This is a genomic window from Elusimicrobiota bacterium (assembly GCA_026388075.1).
Classification (GTDB): Bacteria; Elusimicrobiota; Endomicrobiia; order Endomicrobiales; family JAPLKN01; genus JAPLKN01.
In genome coordinates this window covers 1-1,611 of record JAPLKN010000020.1, presented here as the reverse complement: position 1 = coordinate 1,611, position 1,611 = coordinate 1, and the positions used below count along the sequence as shown (strand labels likewise).

General features: G+C 37.0%; 2 protein-coding genes. One reads left to right on the top strand and one right to left on the bottom strand.

The window, feature by feature from the left end; genetic code table 11:
* Positions 1–135 precede the first annotated feature (135 nt).
* Complete coding sequence (locus NT145_00735; protein MCX5781223.1) at positions 136–1,053, top strand: SDR family NAD(P)-dependent oxidoreductase; 918 nt, start codon at positions 136–138, stop codon at positions 1,051–1,053.
* Here NT145_00735 and NT145_00730 read toward each other — a convergent pair.
* Positions 1,012–1,611: NAD-dependent epimerase/dehydratase family protein (locus NT145_00730; GenBank protein MCX5781222.1), on the bottom strand; the 600-nt coding region annotated here is incomplete at its 5' end. The two genes, NT145_00735 and NT145_00730, sit on opposite strands and share 42 nt — an antisense overlap.

The following is a 1,611-nucleotide window of genomic DNA, read 5'->3' as shown; positions in this document are numbered from 1 at the left end:
CGAATTCGTTGATAAAAGCCATTGAAAAAACAGAAAAAACCAAATGGAATAGAAAAGAGCTTCAGAAAAATGCAGGCAGATTTGACATAAATATATTTATTAAAAAGATTCGGAAGATAATAAATGATGTAATTTATGAATAAAAGCACGATTCTTGTAACTGGGGCAGCTGGTTTCGTCGGCTCACATCTATGTGATTTTCTGGTAGAAAAAGGTTTAGATGTATGTGGAACCTACTGGAAAGGTGACACCTTCGATAATATAGAACACCTTAGAAATAGTGTTAATTTTGTGGAGTGCGATATTACAGATAAACAAAGGATTGAAGAGCTTATTAAAAAAATAAAACCAGAATATATTTTTCACATGGCAGCACAAAGCTATGTTGTGCCGTCCTGGCAGGATCCAGAAGAAACCTTGCTAACAAATTTCATGGGAACCTTCTATCTTCTTGAAGCCATTAGAAAAGCAGGAATAAAGCCAAAAATAATAATAGCTTGCAGTTCATCTGAGTACGGGCTGACAGAAGAGAATGAAATACCTATAAATGAAAAAAAAGAGTTCAGGCCTTCTTCCCCCTATACTGTCAGTAAAATAGGAACAGATATGATTGCTTATCTTTATCAGAAAGCCTATAAAATGAAAATAATCAGAATAAGATTTTTCAACATCATTGGATCAAGAAAAAAACGCGATGCTTGTGCCGATTTTGCGAAGGGAATAGCAGAGATAAAGAAAAATAAAATTGAAAAGCTAAGGATTGGCAATTTAAACGGCATCAGAGACTTCACCGACATAAAGGATGCCATAGAAGCCATGTGGCTGTTGAAGGACAAAGGAGACTTTAATGAAGTTTATAATGTATGTTCCGGTAAAAGGTATATTGTAAAAGAAATTTTAGATAAATTAATTTCATTATCCAAAAAAGAAATCAAGCTTCAGCAAGACCCACAAAAAAATCGTATAATGGACGATCCCATCTTCTTGGGCGACAGCGCAAAAATAAAAAAACTATCCAGAAATATTCAGAATAGCCTTGATACCATCCTCTAATTCGTATTTAGGCTCATAACCAAGCATTTTGCGCGCCTTTGTTATGTCAGCAAGCTGTGTATTTATGTAATTCTTTACAGGCATTTCTATATGTTTGGCCTTTATGTTTTTGCCAAGCACATTATTTAAAATATCTACAAGCTGGTTAAGGCTGGTTGCCTTGCCAGTTCCAACATTGAATATCTCCCCTGCTTTTTTGAGCTTCATCGCCAATAAATGCGCACTTACCACATCCTTGACAAAAACAAAGTCTCGCGTCTGTGACCCATCACCATATATAATAGGTTGTTCGTTTTTCTGCATCGCCCATAAGAATTGTGAAACCATATTTGCAAAAATGCCCTTGGACCTCTCACGGGGGCCATAAACGCTCATATATCTTAAGCCGATAGTAACAGTGCCATACTGCTCGAAAAATACCCTTGCAAGGTCCTCTCCGGCAACCTTCGTGGCAGCATAAAAGTTAGGAGATACTACCTTCATATCCTCCCTCAGCGGCGGCGGATTATTGCCATACATAGAAGATGTGGACGCATATACAACAGCAGCATCATTCTT